General features: G+C 68.2%; 21 protein-coding genes. 19 read left to right on the forward strand and 2 right to left on the reverse strand.

Features of this window, described 5'->3' with window-relative positions:
- Nucleotides 1–20: 20 nt before the first annotated feature.
- Both KF887_10540 and KF887_10545 read right to left on the reverse strand, forming a co-directional pair.
- On the reverse strand, nt 21–272 hold the full coding sequence (locus KF887_10540) for a hypothetical protein (protein QYK39909.1): 252 nt from the start codon (nt 270–272) through the stop codon (nt 21–23).
- A gap of 12 nt (nt 273–284) precedes the next feature.
- Nucleotides 285–1880 (reverse strand): peptide chain release factor 3, encoded by a 1596-nt coding sequence (locus KF887_10545; GenBank protein QYK39910.1) that lies wholly within the window; start codon nt 1878–1880, stop codon nt 285–287.
- Between the two features lie 132 nt (nt 1881–2012).
- Here KF887_10545 and KF887_10550 point away from each other — a divergent pair, with 132 nt between their 5' ends.
- The 19 genes from KF887_10550 to KF887_10640 all read left to right on the forward strand — a co-directional run bounded on the left by KF887_10550 (nt 2013) and on the right by KF887_10640 (nt 17217).
- Nucleotides 2013–4376 carry a hypothetical protein gene (locus tag KF887_10550; protein QYK39911.1) on the forward strand — a complete coding sequence of 788 codons (2364 nt, stop codon included), beginning with the start codon at nt 2013–2015 and terminating at the stop codon, nt 4374–4376.
- A gap of 81 nt (nt 4377–4457) precedes the next feature.
- A complete protein-coding gene (locus KF887_10555) occupies nt 4458–4826 on the forward strand; it encodes a nuclear transport factor 2 family protein (GenBank protein QYK39912.1) in 369 nt (122 codons plus the stop codon).
- A gap of 110 nt (nt 4827–4936) precedes the next feature.
- Nucleotides 4937–6199, forward strand: a complete 1263-nt coding sequence (gene fabF / locus KF887_10560; protein ID QYK39913.1) for a beta-ketoacyl-ACP synthase II — start codon at nt 4937–4939, stop codon at nt 6197–6199.
- Entirely contained in the window at nt 6199–7380 is a 1182-nt protein-coding gene (gene mltG, locus KF887_10565) for an endolytic transglycosylase MltG (protein QYK39914.1), read from the forward strand. The genes fabF and mltG overlap by 1 nt, the downstream gene beginning before the upstream one ends.
- A gap of 230 nt (nt 7381–7610) precedes the next feature.
- Nucleotides 7611–7937, forward strand: coding sequence for a hypothetical protein (locus tag KF887_10570; protein QYK39915.1), 327 nt, complete (start codon nt 7611–7613; stop codon nt 7935–7937).
- Nucleotides 7888–9243 carry a DNA-packaging protein gene (locus KF887_10575; GenBank protein ID QYK39916.1) on the forward strand — a complete coding sequence of 452 codons (1356 nt, stop codon included), beginning with the start codon at nt 7888–7890 and terminating at the stop codon, nt 9241–9243. The genes KF887_10570 and KF887_10575 overlap by 50 nt, the downstream gene beginning before the upstream one ends.
- 76 nt (nt 9244–9319) lie before the next feature.
- Nucleotides 9320–10528, forward strand: coding sequence for a phage portal protein (locus KF887_10580; GenBank protein ID QYK39917.1), 1209 nt, complete (start codon nt 9320–9322; stop codon nt 10526–10528).
- Nucleotides 10525–10767 (forward strand): hypothetical protein, encoded by a 243-nt coding sequence (locus KF887_10585; GenBank protein ID QYK39918.1) that lies wholly within the window; start codon nt 10525–10527, stop codon nt 10765–10767. The genes KF887_10580 and KF887_10585 overlap by 4 nt, the downstream gene beginning before the upstream one ends.
- Nucleotides 10768–10772: 5 nt before the next feature.
- The gene (locus KF887_10590; protein ID QYK39919.1) at nt 10773–11333 is read left to right on the forward strand and encodes an HK97 family phage prohead protease; all 561 of its coding nucleotides are present in this window, start codon (nt 10773–10775) and stop codon (nt 11331–11333) included.
- A 33-nt stretch (nt 11334–11366) separates the two neighbouring features.
- Nucleotides 11367–12563, forward strand: a complete 1197-nt coding sequence (locus KF887_10595; GenBank protein ID QYK39920.1) for a phage major capsid protein — start codon at nt 11367–11369, stop codon at nt 12561–12563.
- Nucleotides 12564–12713: 150 nt separating this feature from the next.
- Nucleotides 12714–13310: a hypothetical protein gene (locus KF887_10600; GenBank protein ID QYK39921.1), complete on the forward strand. Its 597-nt coding sequence runs from the start codon at nt 12714–12716 to the stop codon at nt 13308–13310.
- Nucleotides 13307–13645 carry a head-tail adaptor protein gene (locus KF887_10605; GenBank protein QYK39922.1) on the forward strand — a complete coding sequence of 113 codons (339 nt, stop codon included), beginning with the start codon at nt 13307–13309 and terminating at the stop codon, nt 13643–13645. Before KF887_10600 ends, KF887_10605 begins: the two co-directional genes overlap by 4 nt.
- A complete protein-coding gene (locus KF887_10610; protein ID QYK39923.1) occupies nt 13642–14040 on the forward strand; it encodes a DUF3168 domain-containing protein in 399 nt (132 codons plus the stop codon). Before KF887_10605 ends, KF887_10610 begins: the two co-directional genes overlap by 4 nt.
- Nucleotides 14041–14107: 67 nt before the next feature.
- Nucleotides 14108–14521: a phage major tail protein, TP901-1 family gene (locus tag KF887_10615; protein ID QYK39924.1), complete on the forward strand. Its 414-nt coding sequence runs from the start codon at nt 14108–14110 to the stop codon at nt 14519–14521.
- Nucleotides 14518–14838, forward strand: a complete 321-nt coding sequence (locus KF887_10620; GenBank protein ID QYK39925.1) for a gene transfer agent family protein — start codon at nt 14518–14520, stop codon at nt 14836–14838. Before KF887_10615 ends, KF887_10620 begins: the two co-directional genes overlap by 4 nt.
- A gap of 41 nt (nt 14839–14879) precedes the next feature.
- On the forward strand, nt 14880–15134 hold the full coding sequence (locus KF887_10625) for a phage tail assembly chaperone (protein ID QYK43522.1): 255 nt from the start codon (nt 14880–14882) through the stop codon (nt 15132–15134).
- Nucleotides 15049–15702: a phage tail tape measure protein gene (locus KF887_10630; GenBank protein ID QYK39926.1), complete on the forward strand. Its 654-nt coding sequence runs from the start codon at nt 15049–15051 to the stop codon at nt 15700–15702. The genes KF887_10625 and KF887_10630 overlap by 86 nt, the downstream gene beginning before the upstream one ends.
- 7 nt (nt 15703–15709) lie before the next feature.
- Nucleotides 15710–16342 carry a DUF2460 domain-containing protein gene (locus KF887_10635; protein ID QYK39927.1) on the forward strand — a complete coding sequence of 211 codons (633 nt, stop codon included), beginning with the start codon at nt 15710–15712 and terminating at the stop codon, nt 16340–16342.
- Nucleotides 16339–17217 (forward strand): DUF2163 domain-containing protein, encoded by an 879-nt coding sequence (locus tag KF887_10640; protein QYK39928.1) that lies wholly within the window; start codon nt 16339–16341, stop codon nt 17215–17217. The genes KF887_10635 and KF887_10640 overlap by 4 nt, the downstream gene beginning before the upstream one ends.
- Nucleotide 17218 lies beyond the last annotated feature (1 nt).

Here is a 17218-nt window from a genome sequence, read left to right on the forward strand (position 1 = left end):
GAGGATGCAGCGCAGCCCTATCACCTGCGGCCATCTCGGCGACGAGCGGCGCAGGGGCGGTGCCCGGCCGGCATCGCGACCGCCTCATCCAGAAAGAACAGCGCGGTATGGCTCCCGTGGGCATCGGGCGACCGTTTAAGGACGCAGGCGGAAAACCGTTGTGGATGCCACCATGTGGCGAAACCCAGCTTTGGCGCGCCGTCATGCAGGATGCCGCGATGTCCCATCAGCGTGTCGCGCGCCGAATGCGCCACGATGTCACCCGTGGGCAAGACGCTGAAGGGTCAGACCATCATTTCCTTGGTCGCGGTCAGCCTGACCTTGGGATAGTCGCGCTCCACCCGGTCGATGTCCCATTTCAGGCGGGTCAGATAGACCATGTCGCCGTCGCTGTCCTGCGCGATGTGGCCCTTGTTGACGTTCACGAAGGCCTCGACCTCGGGTTTCGGCCCCGAGACCCAGCGGGCCGATGTGAACTGGCTGGGTTCGAAGCGGACGGGCAGGCTGTATTCCTGTTCGATCCGGCTGGCCAGCACCTCGAACTGCAGGGCGCCGACGACGCCGACGATGAAGCCCGCGCCGATCATCGGCTTGAACACCTTGGCGGCACCCTCCTCGGCGAACTGCATCAGCGCTTTTTCGAGGTGCTTGGCCTTCATCGGGTCGCCCGCGCGGATGCCCTGCAGCAGTTCGGGGGCGAAGCTGGGAATTCCGGTGAAGCGCAGCGCCTCGCCCTCGGTCAGCGCATCGCCGATGCGCAGCTGTCCATGGTTCGGAATGCCGATGATGTCGCCCGCCCAGGCCTCTTCGGCAAGCTCGCGGTCGGCGGCAAGGAACATCACAGGGTTGGCGATCGCCATGGGTTTTTTCGTGCGCACATGGGTCAGCTTCATGCCGCGCTCGAAATGCCCCGAGGCGAGGCGGACGAAGGCCACGCGGTCGCGGTGTTTCGGGTCCATGTTCGCCTGAACCTTGAAGACAAAGCCGGAAACGTTTGATTCCTCTGGCGAAACCTGCCGTTCGGCCGCCTTTTGCGGCTGCGGTTCAGGGCCGAATTCGCCCATGCCGTCCATCAGTTCCTTGACGCCGAAGGAATTGATGGCACTGCCGAACCAGATCGGCGTCATCGACCCGTTCAGGAATGCGGCGCGGTCGAAGGCGGGCAGGAGTTCGCGCGCCATTTCAATCTCTTCCAGGAACTTCTTCAGAAGATCGGCCGGAATGTGGTCCGCCAGTCTCGGATCGTCCAGCCCGCTGATCTTGACCGACTCGGCCACCCGGTTGCGGTCGGCGCGGTCCATGATTTCCAGCCGGTCGTGCAGCAGGTCATAGGCGCCGATGAAGTCGCGCCCCATGCCGATGGGCCAGGAGGCCGGGGTGACGTCGATGGCCAGGTTTTCCTGGATCTCGTCGATGATCTCGAAGGTGTCGCGGCTCTCGCGGTCCATCTTGTTGCAGAACGTCAGGATCGGCAGGTCGCGCAGGCGGCAGACCTCGAACAGTTTCCGCGTCTGGCTTTCCACGCCTTTTGCCCCGTCGATCACCATGATCGCGGCATCGACCGCCGTCAGCGTGCGATAGGTGTCTTCGGAAAAGTCGCTGTGTCCGGGCGTATCGACCAGGTTGAACCGGTAGGTCCGGAACTCGAAGGACATGGCCGAGGCCGAAACGGAAATGCCGCGTTCCTGCTCCATCTTCATGAAGTCGGACCGGGTGCGCCGCGCCTCGCCCTTGGCGCGGACCTGGCCTGCCATCTGGATCGCGCCGCCGAACAGCAGGAACTTTTCGGTCAGGGTCGTCTTGCCCGCATCAGGATGCGAGATGATCGCAAAGGTCCGGCGGCGGGCGATTTCGGGGGGAAGCGGGGCACGGTTTGTCATGCAGGGCTGATAGCCTGCGGCGGGTGCCGCGTAAACCGGGCGGTGGCTGCGCCTGCCGTGAAACGCAGTTGACTCGACTCGGGGCGGCGCCCAGCCTTACGTTACGTCAATTTTTGATCAAGGAGATTTCCCATGACCGTGACCGTGACCGTGCCGCCATCCATCGTGAACACTGCCGGGCTGGCGGGCGAACAGTCGAACGCCAAGACCCTGGCGCTGCCCAACGGCGATTTCATCGTCATGTGGAATGACCCGCTCTCGACCGGGGGCAAGATCTGGATGCAGCGCTACGACGCGCTGGGCTCGGCTGTCGGCGCGGTGATCGACACGAACATCACCGGTGGCACGCTGCACGATCTGGAACTGACCGCAGCCGGCACCATCGTCTTCGCGTTCAGTTTCTCAAGCTTCATTCAGGTGCGCCACGTCGACCCGGTGACCCTGGCGCAGACCAGTTTCCTCGGGCTCAGCATTCCCGGCACGACGGTCAATGGCGCGCAGCTTGATGCGACGACGGGCGATGTGGTCCGCGTGACCTATTCCACGGCCGATGGCGTGCTGCGCGTTTCGACCGCCGACCCCACCCAGTCGTCCCTGACCTCGACCAGCATCATCACGACATTCACCGCCGGGACAAGCGTGCGCGAGGTCGTCGCGACGACCAACCCGACCCATGACTTCGCGCTTGTCTCGAACGGGACGAACGGCACGGTGATCGATCCATCGGGCTCCAGCATCGCGGGCGGCCCCTTCTCCACTGCCACGGACATCCTGCTGCTGCAGCCGGGTCTCTATGTGATCATGAGCAGTGTCACGAACTCGCACCTGCCGCGGCTGACCGCGACCTTCGACGACGGCACGAACCTGGCGGGGTATGCCATTGGTCCGACCGTCGTCGCGGCCCAGATCACCGGCACCGGCACGCTGGTCGATGCCACGATCACCGCCCGCGAGATGGTCAACCTCGGCGACGGGCGCATCCTGATGATATGGGGGGCGTTCAGGGGCAACGGCACCTTCACGGGTCAGTCGGGCATCTATGCCTCGGTCTACAATGCACATACCGGAAACATCGAGGCGGCTGCGACGCTGCTGCGCGCCATCGGCCAGCTTTCAGAGCTGCAAGGCCTGACGATCCTGGCCACGATGCTGGCGGACGGTCGCGTGGCGGTGACCTACAGCGCGCCGAACGGGCTGATGGGCAGCGACGTGTTCCGCCTGATCGTCGACCCGCGCGTGACCGGGGTGACGGTGACCGCATCGGCGGGAGCCGATGCCTATGTCGGTTCGGCGTTTGACGACACGTTCCTTTCGGTGAACGCGAACGACACGATCTTCGGCGGCGCGGGCAGCGACGCCGTGGTGATGACCGGGAACATCGCCCGGACGATCGACCTGGCGAACAGCAACGCGTTTCCGGGCGGGCCGTATCTGGACAGCATCGAGAACCTGACCACCGGCAATGGCGCCGACGTCCTTTTTGGCACGGCGGGCGCCAATGTGCTGCATGCGGGCGGGGGCGCCGACCATGTCGTCGGGCGGGCGGGCGACGACAGCCTGATCGGCGGCAACGGCGATGACACGCTGGAGGGCGGACAGGGCGCCGATACGCTGGACGGCGGCCAGAACAACGACCTGATGTTCGGTGGGGCCGGGGCGGACGTGCTGTTCGGGGGCCTCGGCGACGACACCATCCGCGGCGGGGCGGACAACGACCTGCTGCAGGGCGGCGATGGCAACGACGTGATCGACGGCGGTGCGGGCGACGATTCGATGTTCGGCGGTGCAGGCAACGATACGCTGGTCACCGGCGACGGCGATGACCTGGTCTTTGGTGGCGACGGCAACGACGTGATCTTTGTCACGGGCACGGGCAATGTGATCGCGGGAGACGCCGGAAACGACACGGCCAGCTATGCCCGCACCCAGATCGGTGCGAACCAGGAAGGGGTCTATGCCGATCTGACGGGCAGTTTCGACCCGCTGGCCGCGCTGGCCGCGTTTGCGCCCGACGGCAACACCTTCACGGGCATCGAGAATCTGACGGGAAGCCAGGGCAACGACTTTCTTGCGGGCGATGCGGCCGCGAACCGGCTGGTCGGCGGGGCGGGTGACGACATCCTGTTCGGTCGCGGCGGGGCCGATACGCTGGTGGGGGGGCTTGGCGCCGATACCTTCGTCTTCGACGCCGCGGGGAACAACAACCGGGTGCGCGACTTCACCCCCGGTGTGGACAGGATCGGGCTGGTGCTGGACGCGTTCGGCGACATCGACGCAGGCAACATTGCGGCGCGCTTCACGGGCAGTGCCAATGCGACCCCCGCGGCAAACGGCGCGGCGCAGTTGCTGTTCGACAATGCAGGGGGAGGCGCGGGGCGTGTGTTCTTTGACGCCGACGGCAACGGCGCGGGGGCGGCGGTGCTGATCGCGACGCTGCAGTTCACCACGGCGGATGGCCTGACAACCTTTGGTGCCGGGGATTTCGTGTTTCTCTGACCCGCACCGCGCAACTGTCTTGGCGGCGTCATCCGAGCATGGCATGATGGGAACATAAAGCGAACATCAGGGAGAGTCGCCATGACGCTGATCGAGATTGCGAACGCGCTTGTCGCCGGTTGCCGCGAGGGCCGCGAGAAGGAGAATCTGCGCCTGCTCTATGCCCCCGACGCCGTCTCGGTCGAGGGCGCGGACATGGACGGCCAGGGGGCTGCCGTTTCGGGGCTCGACGCCATCCTGGGCAAGCATGCGTGGTGGGAAGGTGCCCACATCGTCCACGGCGGCGCGGTGGAGGGGCCCTTCACCCACGGCGACGACCGGTTCGCGGTGATCTTCGACATGGACGTGGAGAACCGCCAGACCGGGCAGCGCATGCAGATGCGCGAGGTCGCGGTCTATCACGTCGCGGATGGCCGGATCGTGCGCGAGGAGTTCTTTTACGGCAGTTGACCGGTTGCGGCCCGGCGGGCGGCGGACCGCCCGCCCTCGGCCCCGCAGTTGCGCCCTGTTGGCACGCGTAGTATCAGGCGGGCGGATTTCGGGCAGCGGCGGGGGCGGGCATGCGGCGGGTTGTGATCACGGGCCTTGGGATGGTCACGCCGCTGGGTTGCGGCGTGGAGCCCACCTGGGGCCGTCTGCTTGCCGGGCAATCGGGCGCGCGGACGATCACGCGGTTCGACCCCGAGAACGTGGCCACCAAATACGCCTGCGAGATTCCCTTCGGCGACGGCAGCGACGGAACGTTCAATCCCGACGAGTGGATGGAGCCCAAGGATCGCCGCAAGGTGGATGACTTCATCCTGTACGGGATGGCCGCCGCAGAGCAGGCGGTGAAGGATGCGGGCATCGACAGCCTGTCCGACGCCGAAAAGCTGCGCACCGGCGTGATGATCGGATCGGGGATCGGCGGTCTGACCTCGATTGCCGAGACCGCCGTGCTGATCAAGGAGAAGGGGCCCAGGCGGGTCTCTCCGTTCTTCATTCCCGGCGCGCTGATCAATCTGGTGTCGGGGCAGGTGTCGATCCGCTTCGGGTTCAAGGGGCCGAACCACGCGGTCGTCACCGCCTGTTCGACCGGCGCCCATGCCATCGGCGATGCGGCGCGGCTGATCCAGTGGGGCGATGCCGACGTGATGGTCGCCGGCGGCGCGGAAAGCCCGATTTCCGAGATCGGCATCGCCGGGTTCAACGCCTGCAAGGCGCTGTCGACCAAGCGGGCCGACGACCCGGCACGCGCCAGCCGCCCCTATGACGCCGACCGTGACGGCTTCGTGATGGGCGAGGGTGCGGGCGTGGTGGTACTGGAAGCCCATGAGCATGCGGTGGCCCGGGGTGCCCGGATCTATGCCGAGGTTCTGGGCTATGGGCTTTCAGGCGATGCCCACCACATCACCGCCCCGTCCGAGGATGGCGAGGGGGGGTTCCGGTCGATGGCAATGGCGCTTGACCGCGCCGGGCTGGCGCCCGGGGCCGTGGACTACATCAACGCCCATGGCACATCGACCATGGCGGACACGATCGAACTGGGCGCTGTGGAGCGGCTGATGGGCGAGGCGGCGGCGAAGGCGACGATGAGTTCGACGAAGTCGTCGATCGGGCATCTGCTGGGCGCGGCGGGCGCGGTCGAGGCGATCTTCTGCGTGCTGGCGATCCGTGATCAGGTCGCGCCGCCGACGATCAACCTTGACAATCCCGCCGTGCAGCCGGTGCTGGACCTGGCACCGAACGCGGCGGTGCGGCGCAGGATAGATGTGGCGCTGTCCAATTCCTTCGGGTTCGGCGGCACCAACGCGAGCCTGGTGCTGGGGCGGGGGCCAAGCTGATGTGGCGCGCGCTGGCCTCGAATTTCCTGACGCTGATCATCGTCCTGCTGGTGGTGGCGGCCGGGATTCTGGCCTGGGGTCGCGAAATGTACAATGGCCCGGGCCCGCTGACCGATGCGGTGTGTTTCCGCGTGGACCGTGGCGCGTCGTTGAGCCAGGTAAGCCGCGCGCTGGAGGCGCAGGGCGTGATCGCGGATGCGCGGATCTTCCGGATCGGGGCGGACTATGCCGACCGCGAGTCCGATCTCAAGTTCGGGTCCTACCTGCTGATGCCCCATGCCACGATGGGTCAGGTGCTGGATGCGCTGACGGTCGGGGGGCAGTCGACCTGCGGGCGCGAGGTGAACTTCCGGATCGGGGTCAACTCGAACGACGTGCTGCTGCGCGAGCTTGACCCGGCGACGGCGCGCTATGTCGAGGTGGCGAAATGGGACCCTGCCACCGAGGCCGCCCCCCAGGTCTATGTGGATGCGGCCGACGACCGTGACCTGCGGTTCCGGGTGACGGTGGCCGAAGGCACGACGGTCTGGCAGGTGGTCGAAGCGCTGAAGCGCGCGGATTTCCTGGAAGGAACGGTGGCCGCCACGCCGCCCGAGGGCAGCCTTGCGCCTGACAGCTATGAGGTGGCGCGCGGTGGCGACCGGGTGCAGCTTGTCGCGCAGATGCAGGAACGGCAGACGCGGATTCTGGCCGATCTCTGGACCGCGCGCGCCGAGGGGCTGCCCTACCAGACGCCCGAGGAGGCGCTGGTGATGGCGTCGATCATCGAGAAGGAAACCGGCGTGCCGCAGGAGCGCGGCCAGGTGGCCAGCGTGTTCGTCAACCGGCTGGTGCGGGGCATGAAATTGCAGACCGACCCGACGGTGATCTATGGCGTCACCAACGGCCAGGGCGTGCTGGGGCGGGGCCTTCGGCAGAGCGAGTTGCGGCGCGCGACGCCCTACAACACCTATGTGATCGACGGGCTGCCGCCGACGCCCATCGCGAATCCGGGCCGAGCCAGCATCGAGGCGGCGCTGAACCCCGATTCCACGCCCTACATCTTTTTCGTGGCGGATGGCAGCGGCGGCCATGCCTTTGCCGTGACGCTGGCCGAGCACAACGAGAACGTGGCCCGCTGGCGCGAGATCGAGCGGCAGCGCGGTGCGGCCGAGGCGGCAACCGGGGTGCAGACCGATTGAGGCCAAGACGCTGGTGTGGCTGGGTTTTCTGCGAAGGTTTAACGGAAGGTAAACGCGAAGCACGCTAAGCATTTGATCTGCATGCGTTTTTATCTTGACCCGGCGCACGGTTTCGGGCATACCTTGTGACATGCTAGAAGAGGTGGGCAAGCGGCACGGGGGGTGACCCCGGCGCCGCTTTTTCATTTCGCTCGTGCGGAACAGGCATGAGAGGCGGGGCAACAGGCAAGATGACGATCACCTTCGCAGAAGGGGACCTGGGCCAGCAGATCGACCTGCTGGCCTTTACGGAGGAGCAGTTCACCGAGGCGGCGCTGGCCCTGGCGCAGGCGCTGACCGCGGTGAAGGAGGGGCGGATCGAAGAGGCGAAAACGGCGCTGGCCGCCGTGCGCGACCTCAAGGCCGCATTCCATCTGGTGCAGGAAGAGAGGGCTCGGGTTGAAAAACTCCGCAGACAGGCAGCCGGAATCGTCCACGGCTATGCCATCGACATGGACGCCGCGCGCAATGAAGTCGGGCGCCGTCTGGCTTGCCTCCGCGACGCCGGAGGCGATTGACGGCTTTCTGGCGGGGCTTGGCGAGAATGCGCTTCTGGCCCTGCCATGGCTGTTCGAGTTCTGGGCCCTGCCGCATCAGCTGCCGCCCGAGGGGGTGTGGCGGACCTGGGTGATCATGGGGGGGCGCGGCGCGGGCAAGACCCGCGCCGGTGCCGAATGGGTGCGTGCGCAGGTGGAGGGCGCACGGCCCATGGACGCCGGCAGGGCGCGGCGCGTGGCGCTGGTGGGCGAGACGATCGAGCAGGTGCGCGAGGTGATGGTGATGGGGGACAGCGGCATCCTTGCCTGTTCGCCCCCGGACCGGCGGCCGGAGTGGGAAGCGACGCGGAAGCGCCTGGTCTGGCCGAACGGCGCGGTTGCGCAGGTGTTTTCGGCGCATGACCCGGACAACCTGCGGGGGCCGCAGTTCGATGCGGCCTGGGTGGACGAACTGGCGAAGTGGCACCGGGGTGAGGAAGCCTGGGACCAGTTGCAGTTCGCACTGCGGCTGGGGGATGATCCGCGCGCGGTGGTGACGACGACGCCGCAGAACGTGCCTGTTCTGAAGGCGATCCTGCGGAACCCCTCGACCGTGCTGACGCATGCGCCGACCGAGGCCAACCGCGCCTACCTGGCCGAGAGCTTCCTGCGGGAAGTGTATCAGCGCTATGGCGGAACGCGGAACGGGCGGCAGGAACTGGGCGGCGAACTGATCGAGGATGCCGAAGGGGCATTGTGGACGACCGCGATGATCGCCGCCGCCGAGGCGCGGCCGGGCGAGGATGAGGGGTTCGACCGGATTGTCGTGGCCGTGGACCCGCCGGCGAGCGGCAAGGAAAAGGCCGACACCTGCGGCATCGTGGTGGCGGGCGTGCAGTGCCGGGGCGAGGTGCAGCACTGGCGGGCCGTCGTTCTGGAGGATGCCAGCGTGCAGGGCGTGTCACCGGAGGGGTGGGCGCGGGCCGTCGCCTCGGCGTACGAGCGCCACCGTGCCGACCGCGTGGTGGCCGAGGTGAACATGGGCGGCGACATGGTGGCGAGCGTGCTGAACAGCGTTCATGGCGCGCTGCCGATCCGCAAGGTGCATGCGTCGAAGGACAAGCGCGTGCGCGCCGAACCGGTGGCCGCCCTGTACGAGCAGGGGCGGGTGAAGCACCGGCGCGGTCTTGCCCTGCTGGAGGACCAGATGTGCCGCATGACGGTGCAGGGCTTCAAGGGGTCGGGATCGCCCGACCGCGTGGATGCGCTGGTCTGGGCGCTGACCGATCTGATCATCGAGCCGGCGGGCAAGACCCCCGTCGGCGTGCCGCGCCTGCGCTACATGTGATCGCACCGGGGCGGGGCGATCGGCCAGGAGGACGGCCGGGGGCGATGCCCCTGGCGGACAACAGGAGACATCCGACATGGTGTTCGACTTTCTGCGGCGGGGCGGTGCGGCCCCGGCGGGCGATCGAGGCATGCCCGGCGATGCCGCGCCGGAGGCCAAGGCCTCGGCCACCGGGCGGGTGGTGGCCCTTGCGGCCGGGGGCAGGGTCGCGTGGAGCCCGCGCGACACGACAAGCCTGACGCGCACGGGGTTTCTGGGCAATCCCATCGGGTTCCGGGCCGTCAAGCTGATCGCCGAGGCTGCGGCGGCGCTGCCGCTGGTGCTGCAGGATTGTGCCCGCCGCTACGAGACGCACCCGGTGATCGACCTGATCCGCCGCCCGAACCCGGGGCAGGGGCGGGCCGAGCTGCTGGAGGCGGTCTATGGCCAGTTGCTGCTGTCGGGAAACGCCTATCTGGAGGCGGTTCCGGGGTCTGGGGCGCTGCCGGTCGAGCTGCATGTGCTGCGATCGGACCGGGTGGCGGTGGTTCCGGGGGCCGATGGCTGGCCGGTGGCCTATGACTATGCGGTGGCCGGGCGCAAGCACCGGTTCGACATGACCGGCGCGGTGGCGCCGCTGTGCCACGTACGGGCGTTTCATCCGCAGGACGACCACTACGGGTTTTCACCGTTGCAGGCTGCCGCGGTGGCCATCGACGTGCATGCCAGCGCTGCGCGCTGGTCGAAGGCGCTGCTGGACAATGCGGCGCGGCCGAGCGGCGCCATCGTCTACAAGGGGGCGGACGGGGCGGCAGGGCTGAGCGCCGAACAGTATGACCGGCTGGTGTCCGAGATGGAGGCGAACCATCAGGGCGCGCGCAACGCGGGGCGTCCGATGCTGCTGGAGGGCGGGCTGGACTGGAAACCCATGGGGTTCTCGCCCAGCGACATGGAATTCCACCGCACCAAGGAAAGCGCGGCGCGGGAGATCGCCATCGCCTTCGGCGTGCCGCCGATGCTGATGGGGATACCGGGCGATGCGACCTATGCGAATTATCAGGAGGCCAACAGGGCCTTCTTCCGCCTGACGGTGCTGCCGCTGGCGGCCAAGGTCACCGGGGCGATTTCGCACTGGCTGCAGGGTTTCACCGGCGAGGCGATCGAGTTGCGGCCCGATCTGGACCAGGTGCCCGCGCTGGCGGTCGAGCGCGACCAGCAATGGGCGCGGGTGGCGGCTGCGGATTTCCTGAGCCTGGGCGAAAAGCGCGCGCTGCTGGGCCTGCCGCCGCTGGCGGAACAGGCATGACGCGGCGGGTGACCGGGGGATCGCGCTACCTGTTCGACAGCTTCGATGCGGCGCAGGCACGGATCGAGGCGAACGAACGGGTTGCCGAGGAGCGATGGGGCGCGCTGGAATACCGGCTTGCGCAGATCGAGGGCACGCTGGAGCGGCTGGAACGGCGCATCTGGCTGGGGGTTTACGGGGTGGCGGCCTTCCTGCTGACGCAGGGCGCCGAGGCCCTGATCAGGGCGGCGATGAGGTGAGGCAGATGGGACGATACCAGATATGCGGCGCGCCGGAACTGAAGTTCCAGACCGGCGCGGCGTTCACCGTCACCGGCGAGGCCGGGATCGAGGGCTATGCGAGCCTGTTCGGGCAGCGTGACCAGGGCGGCGATGTGGTGCAGCGGGGGGCCTATGGCGCCTCGCTGAAGGCGCTTGGGGCGGCGGGGCGGCGGGTGAAGATGCTGTGGCAGCACGACCCCGCACAACCCATCGGCGTGTGGGACGACGTGCGCGAGGATGAGCGCGGCCTGTGGGTGAAGGGTCGCATCCTGACCGACGTGGCCCAGGGGCGCGAGGCCATGGCACTGCTGGGTGCGGGGGCGATCGACGGTCTGTCGATCGGGTATCGCACGGTCCGGGCAGAGCGTGACGCGAAGGGACAGCGCCTGCTGTCGGAACTGGAGCTTTGGGAAGTGTCGCTGGTGACCTTTCCGATGCTGCCGGAGGCGCGGGTTGCGGCGAAGGGCGAGACGCCTGACGCCGCCGCCTGGCGTGACCTGGCCGCGATCCTGGAGGATGCGCGGCGGATGCTGGCCGGGCGCTGAGGCCCGATCACGACCAACCTGAGGGAAAGAACGATGACCGAGTGCAAGGCCCGGGCCGGGGAAGGGCTGCCCCGCGCCCGTGATCCGGGTGAGGACGTGACTGTCGCCATGACCGGATTTCTGAGCGAATTCCAACGCTTCCATGCCGAAGTGAAGACTGCGTTGCAACAACAGGACGAGCGCATGACCATGCTGGACCGCAAGACCACCCACTACGGACGCCCGGTGCTTTCCGCCGCGGCCGAACAGGATGTGCCGCACAAGAAGGCCTTTGGCGCCTATCTGCGGTCGGGCGATGACGACGGCCTGCGTGGCCTTGTCCTTGAGGGCAAGGCCATGTCCACCGCAGTGGCGGCGGATGGGGGCTATCTGGTCGATCCGCAGACGGCGGACACGATCCGGTCGATGCTGGTGTCGACGGCGTCGATCCGGGCCATCGCCAATGTCGTGCAGGTCGAGGCCACGAGCTTCGACGTGCTGATCGACCGGAGCGAGGTCGGGTCCGGCTGGGCGACCGAGGCAGGCCCCCAGACCGAGACCGCGACCCCCACCATCGAGCGCATCTCGATCAAGCTGCACGAGCTTTCGGCGATGCCGAAGGCCAGCCAGCGCCTGCTGGACGACAGTGCCTTCGATGTCGAGGGCTGGCTGGCCGGCAAGATCGCCACGCGGTTCATCCGGGCGGAGGCCGCGGCCTTCGTGTCGGGCGATGGCGTGGACAAGCCGCGCGGGTTCCTGCTGCCGACGAAGGTCGCCAACGCATCCTGGACCTGGGGAAACCTCGGCTATGTGCCCTCGGGTGCGGCGGGGGATTTCCCGGCGGTCAATGCGGCCGACTGCATCGTCAACCTGGTCTATGCGCTGGGCGCCGACTATCGCGCCAATGCGTCCTTCGTGATGAATTCCAAGACCGCCGGTGCGGTGCGGAAGATGAAGGACGCGGACGGCCGGTTCCTGTGGTCGGACAGCCTGCAGGCCGGCGAGCCCCCGCGCCTGATGGGCTATCCCGTCCTGATCGCCGAGGACATGCCCGACATCGCGGCGAACGCCTTCGCGATTGCCTTCGGCGACTTCGCGGCCGGATACACCATCGCCGAACGCCCGGACCTGCGCATCCTGCGCGACCCGTTCAGCGCCAAGCCGCATGTCCTGTTCTACGCCTCGAAGCGTGTGGGCGGGGACGTGACCGACTTCGCGGCGATCAAGCTGCTGCGTTTCGCCACTTCGTGACTGGCGTAGCGATGTCCGGCGTCATCTGACGCCGGACGCCGGGCGCGCGCGGGGGCTTGCCCCGACCGTGCCGTCTAGCAGCTCCCTCCGTCCGAGCGGTGCGGGGCGCGCGCCCGGGTTCAATCGAGCGGACGGGAAACGGGGATTGCCATGTATCTGACAGAGACCGGCCTGGTGCCGGGTGCGGCGCTGCCGCTGGCGGCGCTGAAGGATCATCTGCGCCTGGGATCGGGATTTGCGGATGACGCGGTGCAGGACGGGCTGGCCGAGGGCTATCTGCGGGCGGCCCTTGCAACCATCGAGGGCCGGACTGCCAAGGTGCTGATCGCGCGGGATTTCCGGCTGGCGCTGGCCGACTGGCGCGAGGCGGGGGAACAGCCGCTGCCTGTGGCGCCGGTGGTGGCCGTCGCCGCGGTTCGCCTGGTCGACGCCGCGGGTGCCGAGACAACCGTCGCAGTGGACCGCTGGCGGCTGGTACCGGATGCCCACCGGCCGCGAATCGTGGCGGCCGGGCATCTGTTGCCGATGGTGCCATCCGGCGGGCGGATCGAGATCGATTTCACCGCCGGCTTCGGCGCGTGGGACGCGGTGCCGGCCGATCTGGCGCAGGCGGTCTTTCTGCTGGCGGCGGAGTATTACGAGATGCGGCACGAGGGCGGCATGCGCCACGGCGAGGGGCTGCCGCAGGCGGTTCAGGCGCTGGTGGCGCGCTGGCGGACGGTGCGTATCCTTGGGGGTGCGCGATGAGGCCGCCGCGGTTGAACCGTGCCCTCGACCTGGAGGGCGAGGCGGTATCCGCGGACGGCGCCGGCGGTTTCGTCCGGACATGGCTGCCGATCGGACGGTTGTGGGGCGCCATCGTGCCGGGAACCGGTCGAGAGGCCGCCGGGGTCGAGGTGGCGCTTTCAAGCCAGTCATTCCGCGTCTGGGTGCGCGGTACCCCGGTCGGCGCGCCATCGCGACCGGTCGCGGGCCAGCGGCTGCGGGCCGGTGGCCGGGTCTTTTCGATCCTGGCGGTGACCGAGGCAGATGCTGAGGGGCGCTATCTGGTCTGCACGGCGCGCGAGGAGGAACCGGCATGAGCTATGCGGGGGCGGCGGCGCTGCAGGCGGCAATCTGGCAGAGGCTTTCCAGCGCAACGGCGCTGGCCGGGGTGCCGGTGGTCGATGCCCTGCCGAAAGGGGCGGGTCGGGGTACGTTCGTGCTGATCGGGCCGGAGGAGGCCGTGGATGCGTCGGACGGGTCGGGCGGAGGCGCGGAGCACCGTCTGACGATCAGTGTGATATCCGACGCGGCCGGTTTCCTGGCGGCGAAGGAGGTCGCGGTGTCCCTGTCGGATGAACTGACGGACGCGACGCTGGTGCTGTCGCGGGGCCGGCTGGTGTCGATGCGATTCCTGCGGGCGGCGGCGCGGCGGCTGGACAGCGGCGCGGCCCGCCGGATCGACCTGACGTTCCGGGCGAGGGTCGAAATCTAGCCCGGCATGACAATCCCTTGAGGCGCCCCGGAGTGGGGCCGGTGTGGCAGACAGATCGGAGACAGACATGGCGGTGCAGAGCGGCAAGGACCTTCTGGTCAAGCTGGACATGACGGGGGATGCGACCTTCGAGACCATTGCGGGGTTGCGGGCGACGCGGATCAGCTTCAACGCCGAGACGGTCGACGTGACCAGCCTGGAAAGCGCGGGCGGGTGGCGCGAACTGCTGGCAGGGGCGGGCATGAAATCCGCGACGATCTCGGGTTCGGGGGTATTCCGCGATGCGGCCACGGATGCGCGGGCCCGCCAGATCTTCTTTGACGGCGAGGTGCCCGCGTTCCAGGTCGTCATTCCGTCCTTCGGGATGGTCGAGGGGCCATTCCAGATATCGGCCATCGAATATGCGGGCAGCTACAACGGCGAGGCGACCTATGAGCTGACGATGGCATCGGCCGGCGCCCTGACCTTCACGGCGCTGTGATGAACCCCTTTGCGGGCGAGGTGGCGATCACGCTGGATGGTCGGCCGCATGTTGCAAGGCTGACGCTGGGCGCCCTGGCCGAACTGGAGGCGGCGCTTGAGGCCGGGTCATTCGTCGATCTGGCCGAGCGGTTCGAGGAAGGGAGATTCTCGACCCGAGACGTGCTGTCGCTGGTGGTGGCGGGTTTGCGCGGTGGCGGTTGGCAGGGGACGGCGGCCGATCTGATGACGGCCGAGATCGCGGGCGGGCCGGTCGAGGCGGCGCGGGTGGCGGCACTGCTGCTGGCGCGTGCGTTTTCCGTGCCTGGCGAGACGTGAGGACCGGGGTGCCCGGACGGCGGATCGACTGGGCGGGGCTGATGCGGGCGGGGTTGCACGGGCTCGGCCTGGCGCCCGAGGTGTTCTGGCGGCTGACGCCCGTGGAACTGCGGATCATGCTGGGAGCGGAGGCGACAGTCGCCCCGCTGACGCGCGCGCGGCTGGCCGAACTGGCCGCCGCGTTTCCGGATCGTGGAAAGGACGGATGCGATGGCGGAGCAGGACGACTTCGAGGCGCAGATTGCGGCGCTGGAGGCGACGATGGGATCGGCGGCCGGGATTGCGGCGGCCTTTGACGGCGAGCTTTCGCGGATGCGGGACAGCATGGTCTGGACCGGGCGCGAGGTTGGCCAGCTGTCGAGCGGCATCGGCGGCGGGCTGCGGCGCGCCTTTGACGGGCTGATGTTCGACGGGATGAAGCTGTCCGACGCGATGCGCGGGCTGGGCCAGTCGATTGCCAACACATTCTACAGCATGGCGCTGCGACCCGTTCAGAATGCGATCGGGGGGGCGATTGCCGGCGGGATAAACGGGTTGATTTCCGGCATCATGCCGTTCGAGCGCGGCGGCGCCTTTACCCAGGGGCGGGTGATGCCATTCGCGAACGGCGGCATCGTCAGTTCGCCCGTGATGTTTCCGATGCGCGGCGGTCGCGGCCTGATGGGCGAGGCCGGACCCGAGGCGATCATGCCGCTGGCGAGGGGGGCGGACGGGCGTCTGGGGGTGCAGGCCGCGGGTGGCGGCCGACCGGTCACCGTGGTGATGAACATCACCACACCCGATGTGCAGGGCTTCCGCCGCAGTCAGAGCCAGATCGCTGCGGATGCCGCGCGGGCGCTGGCGCGCGGCCAGCGGAACCGGTGAGGGGACGATGGGATTTCATGAGGTTCGGTTTCCGGCCAACCTGAGCTTCGGGTCGGTCGGGGGACCCGAGCGGCGGACGGAGATCGTGACGCTGCAGAACGGGTTCGAGGAGCGCAACACCCCGTGGGCGCATTCGCGCCGCCGCTATGACGCAGGCGTCGGTCTGCGCAGCCTGGACGATGTGGAGGCACTGATCGCGTTCTTCGAGGCGCGGCGCGGTCAGCTTTACGGGTTCCGCTGGAAGGACTGGGCGGATTATCGGTCTGCCGAGGCGAAACGCGCCGTATCTGCGCTGGATCAGCGGATCGGCACGGGCGACGGCCTGCGCGTGAGCTTTGATCTGTCCAAGACCTATCGGTCGGGCGACCAGGCCTATGTGCGCCCGATCCGCAAGCCCGTGCCCGGCACTGTCCGGGTCGCGGTGGCGGGGGATGCAAAGGTGGAGGCACTGGAGTTCACGGTCGATCCGGCGACGGGCACCGTCACCTTTGTCGCGCCGCCGGATTTGGGCACGGCGATCACGGCCGGTTTCGAGTTCGACGTGCCGGTGCGGTTCGACACCGACCGTATCCAGACCTCGGTCGCGTCGTTCAAGGCGGGCGAAGTGCCGAGTGTTCCCGTGGTGGAGTTGCGGCTGTGAGCGCGATTCTTGAGCATCTGGCCGGAGGAACCACGACCGTCTGCAGGGCCTGGCGCCTGGTGCGCACGGACGGCGTCGTGCTGGGCTTCACGGACCATGACGACGATCTGGCCTTCGACGGGGTGACCTTTCGGGCGGGGACCGGCCTGTCGGCGCGGGTGCTGGTACAGACGACGGGATTGTCGGTGGACAATACCGAGGCGGAAGGCGCGCTTTCGGCTGCAGGCGTGACCGAGGCGGATCTTCTGGCGGGGCGCTATGACGGGGCCGAGGTGACGGCCTGGCGGGTGAACTGGGCTGATCCCGCGGCGCGGATGGTGCTGTTCCGGGGCCATATCGGCGAGGTCGTGCGGTCTGGCGGCGCGTTTCAGGCCGAATTGCGCGGTCTGACCGAGGGGCTGAACCGACCACAGGGACGGGCGATCCAGCGGCAGTGCTCTGCCGTCCTGGGTGACGGCCAGTGCCGGTTCGACCTGGCGCAGCCCGGCTATTCGGTAGAGGCGCCGATCGGCGCTGTCGAGGATGCGCGCCTGTTCCGGTTCCATGGTCTTTCCGGGTTCGATGACCGCTGGTTCGAGCGGGGACGGCTGCGCGTGCTGAGCGGGGATGCGGCGGGATTGCTGGGCGTGGTGAAGAACGACCGGATCGGAGGCATCGGCCGGAGCGTGGAGCTTTGGCAGGGGCTGGCTGCCGCCGTGGCCCCCGGCGACCTGGTGCGGATCGAGGCGGGCTGCGACAAGCGGCCGGAGACCTGTCGGCTGAAGTTCGGGAACTTCCTGAATTTCAGGGGCTTCCCGCATGTGCCGGGTGAGGATTGGCTGACGTCCTATCCGGCGCGCGCCGGGCAGACGGGCGGTGGGAGCCTGTTACGTTGAG

The organism is Paracoccaceae bacterium, from assembly GCA_019454225.1.
In the GTDB taxonomy this organism is placed as follows: Bacteria; Pseudomonadota; Alphaproteobacteria; order Rhodobacterales; family Rhodobacteraceae.

Coding starts and splice junctions, on each gene's coding strand:
- KF887_10545 (QYK39910.1), bottom strand. CDS start 1,880: ATGACAAACCGTGCCCCGCTTCCCCCCGAAATCGCCCGCCGCCGGACC.
- KF887_10550 (QYK39911.1), top strand. CDS start 2,013: ATGACCGTGACCGTGACCGTGCCGCCATCCATCGTGAACACTGCCGGG.
- KF887_10555 (QYK39912.1), top strand. CDS start 4,458: ATGACGCTGATCGAGATTGCGAACGCGCTTGTCGCCGGTTGCCGCGAG.
- fabF (QYK39913.1), top strand. CDS start 4,937: ATGCGGCGGGTTGTGATCACGGGCCTTGGGATGGTCACGCCGCTGGGT.
- mltG (QYK39914.1), top strand. CDS start 6,199: ATGTGGCGCGCGCTGGCCTCGAATTTCCTGACGCTGATCATCGTCCTG.
- KF887_10570 (QYK39915.1), top strand. CDS start 7,611: ATGACGATCACCTTCGCAGAAGGGGACCTGGGCCAGCAGATCGACCTG.
- KF887_10575 (QYK39916.1), top strand. CDS start 7,888: ATGAAGTCGGGCGCCGTCTGGCTTGCCTCCGCGACGCCGGAGGCGATT.
- KF887_10580 (QYK39917.1), top strand. CDS start 9,320: ATGGTGTTCGACTTTCTGCGGCGGGGCGGTGCGGCCCCGGCGGGCGAT.
- KF887_10585 (QYK39918.1), top strand. CDS start 10,525: ATGACGCGGCGGGTGACCGGGGGATCGCGCTACCTGTTCGACAGCTTC.
- KF887_10590 (QYK39919.1), top strand. CDS start 10,773: ATGGGACGATACCAGATATGCGGCGCGCCGGAACTGAAGTTCCAGACC.
- KF887_10595 (QYK39920.1), top strand. CDS start 11,367: ATGACCGAGTGCAAGGCCCGGGCCGGGGAAGGGCTGCCCCGCGCCCGT.
- KF887_10600 (QYK39921.1), top strand. CDS start 12,714: ATGTATCTGACAGAGACCGGCCTGGTGCCGGGTGCGGCGCTGCCGCTG.
- KF887_10605 (QYK39922.1), top strand. CDS start 13,307: ATGAGGCCGCCGCGGTTGAACCGTGCCCTCGACCTGGAGGGCGAGGCG.
- KF887_10610 (QYK39923.1), top strand. CDS start 13,642: ATGAGCTATGCGGGGGCGGCGGCGCTGCAGGCGGCAATCTGGCAGAGG.
- KF887_10615 (QYK39924.1), top strand. CDS start 14,108: ATGGCGGTGCAGAGCGGCAAGGACCTTCTGGTCAAGCTGGACATGACG.
- KF887_10625 (QYK43522.1), top strand. CDS start 14,880: ATGCGGGCGGGGTTGCACGGGCTCGGCCTGGCGCCCGAGGTGTTCTGG.
- KF887_10630 (QYK39926.1), top strand. CDS start 15,049: ATGGCGGAGCAGGACGACTTCGAGGCGCAGATTGCGGCGCTGGAGGCG.
- KF887_10635 (QYK39927.1), top strand. CDS start 15,710: ATGGGATTTCATGAGGTTCGGTTTCCGGCCAACCTGAGCTTCGGGTCG.